Source organism: Pedobacter sp. (assembly GCF_035566355.1).
Classification (GTDB): domain Bacteria; phylum Bacteroidota; class Bacteroidia; order Sphingobacteriales; family Sphingobacteriaceae; genus Pedobacter.
Map to the genome: position 1 here is coordinate 1 of NZ_DATMRL010000516.1, position 2,971 is coordinate 2,971.

Below are 2,971 nucleotides of genomic sequence, written 5' to 3' on the forward strand. Positions count from 1 at the left end.
TATGCCCTTACAAGTTAAATCATTAGAGAAATAACAGACGAAAGCTGGTTAAGTTTTTACAATAGCATGTTGAGGTATCATAAATTAATGATATATTAGATCATTGAAATGTCATAATTGACGATCAAACCTAAATTACTAAATTTTCAACCGATATGAAGATCTATTTTTTGTTACCCCTGGCTTTACTGTTTGGTTGCAGATGCGTTAAAAGTTACAACAACAATGTGCAGAACGGGAAGCAATTGCTTAAAGATGTAGAAGTACTTTCATCAGATGCCTATGAAGGACGAAAAACTGGCACCGCTGGTGCAGAGAAGGCCAGAAAATATATTGAGAGCCGATTCAAAAGGATAAAACTGCTTCCTTTTCCGAACCTGGAGAAATATGAGCAGAGCTTCAGTTTTACAGACAATAATAATAAAAATGCAACGGGCAAAAATGTAATTGGCTATATACCCGGAAAAACGGATGAAGTGATTGTGATTTCTGCCCATTACGATCATTTAGGCATTATCAACAATGAAATTTATAATGGTGCAGACGACAATGCTTCTGGTATTGCAGGCATCCTTAGAATTGCGGATTACTACACCAAGGTAAAGCCTAACCACACCCTGGTTTTTGCTGCTTTTGATGCCGGAGAACAGGGATGGAAAGGCTCTAGGGCATTTGTTGCCAATTCTCCGGTCCCGCTTTCAAAAATCGCTTTAAATCTTAACCTGGATATGATCAGCCATAATGACCAGGGGATATTATATGCTGCAGGAACATTTAGTCATCCTGAGCTCAGGGGCTATATCACCAGTACAAATCCTGAGCTGAAAATCCTTTTCGGACATGACAATCCAAAGCAGAAAGTAGACGATTGGACTGACCAAAGTGATCAGGGGGCTTTTGCAGCGGTGCGTATTCCCTTCATTTACTTTGGCGTGGAGGACCACAAAGATTACCATAAGCCAACTGATAAATTTGAGAGCATCAATCAAACCTTTTTCCTGAATGCAGCCAATGCTATCCTGTCTATTACCGACAATATTGACAAACAGAGGGACCTGAAAGCGATATATCGCGAAAAGCTGCTGATGAAAAAATAACAGAAGCGGCTAATTTCTGCGTTTATGCTTGGTTTCAATCATCCCCATAAAATGACGGATTTCTTTTGAGCCACCAGGCAGACCCAATGCAGAAGAAACAGCAACACTTTTTCCTCTGATACTCATCACAGCATTTGCTGTGGTGACCGGAGCTGCAGGGACCAGTAAACTAATGGCATTTTTAGTATAACTCTCATTCACATCACCAAAGTCATGGGTGGAATCATCAAATACCGTTTTGGTACCGACATCGACAATATCTGGAGTAAAACCACTGAAATACCCTCCCTGATCAAGAGCATTCTTGGTTTCAAACAAGGACATGTAAACATCATATTTATTCTCCAGTCTTACCGGGAAGAACCCTACCGGTTTGCCATAGGTTTGTGTACCCACCAGTTTAACCGTCGATACCGGTTTTAAACTATTGATCACCAGTTCACTGGCTGAAGCTGTATTCCCTGAAACTATAAAAACGACATTGGTCACATTATTAAGAGAACCCGCTTTAGCAAATGAGGTTACATTTCCGGCAGCAGAATAATCCAGATCTGCATAGGTAACGATTTTTCCATTTTGGGTTTGTACTTTGCCATTGGCATCCAGTAAAGGCTGATTAGTTAAAATGGTCGCTTTTCCCGACTGCATGGTAGAATTATAATATTCTGTGAACATTTTTCCTTTTGCAGAAGAAGGCGCAATGAGGTTAACCAGGTATTCGGCCGTATTCACATAACCTCCACCATTATAGCGCAAGTCGATGATCAGATCTGTCACACCATCAGAAACAAATTTACTGAAGGCATTGTCAAGATCTGTCTTCGCTGTAGTTTCCAGATCGGAAAATCTGGCAAGGGCCAGGTAGCCAATTTTCTTAGCACCGGAGGTAATGGTTGTTGTTTTATACACCGGACTGCTGGCGTATTTTGTACGGGTGAGTACCAGGTCATTAAATACAGTTCCATCGGCTTTTGTACCAGAAAGTGTAACTGATGTGGTGGTGGACTCCGGAATAGCGTAAATGATGGTCTTTTCTGTATTAAAATTGGTCCCTATCGCAGTACCGTTTATTTTTTTAATGATGCTCCCACGGGTTAAGCCTGCTTTAGCTGCCGGAGAATTAGGGAACACAGCGGTAACATACAGATCATAGCTGGTATTGGTGCCATAACCCTGAAAAGTTAGAAAACCGACATCATAGCCTGTGCCGTCCAGCTCTACATCTGCAGTTGCATTAGGAACAAAAGCCTGCTGTGCATTATGTGTAGTGATGTCATCTATATAAGAATATTTAGGAATAGTTGGGTCTGAAGCCCTGAACTCATAAGGTTTTCCTGTAGAAGGGTTGATCTTTAACTGGGTAATGGCAAATAATTCATCGTCATAATTATCCAGGGCCAGGGATTTACTCACATAATTCCTGGGTTGAAAAGTTGCATAATCAGGGATGGCATCATTCCAGTAATAGATTTGTTTAGCATATAAAAACAAGGAATCCAGGGTAAGTTGCATCCGCGTTCCATTGGCAGGAACACTGGTACCTCCGGTTTGATCCGGCGTATCTGTCGCATGGTTCTTCTTACAGGAACTGGCTGCCAGGCAAAGAAGAAACAGACCAAAGAGCGTTAAACGACCGGTAACAAAATTTGTTTTCATATCAGGGGGTATCAGTTGGAATATAGATAAATACGGTATTAAGTTAAGAATAGTCTTTCAACTTCCAAAAAATTTATAGTTGCGCCATCGTATTGAAGCAGAGCATCTTCCTTTTTTACGACGAACAATATATTTTTATCTTTAAGTTGATGCTGATTGATCAGATATGACAGTCCGCGATCATTTTCCGCCGTCTCCAATTCTTCAGAAAAGTAAAC

3 protein-coding genes are annotated in these 2,971 nt (G+C 40.8%); 1 reads left to right on the top strand and 2 read right to left on the bottom strand.

Annotated features, from left to right (window positions below; translation table 11 throughout):
- Positions 1–155: 155 nt before the first annotated feature.
- Entirely contained in the window at positions 156–1,097 is a 942-nt protein-coding gene (locus VNZ46_RS20010) for a M28 family peptidase (RefSeq protein ID WP_325561922.1), read from the top strand.
- Positions 1,098–1,106: 9 nt separating this feature from the next.
- Here VNZ46_RS20010 and VNZ46_RS20015 read toward each other — a convergent pair whose 3' ends face one another.
- The gene (locus VNZ46_RS20015) at positions 1,107–2,753 is read right to left on the bottom strand and encodes a S41 family peptidase (protein WP_325561924.1); all 1,647 of its coding nucleotides are present in this window, start codon (positions 2,751–2,753) and stop codon (positions 1,107–1,109) included.
- A 38-nt stretch (positions 2,754–2,791) separates the two neighbouring features.
- Positions 2,792–2,971 (bottom strand): hypothetical protein (locus VNZ46_RS20020; RefSeq protein ID WP_325561926.1); only part of this gene is annotated, 180 nt, incomplete at its 5' end.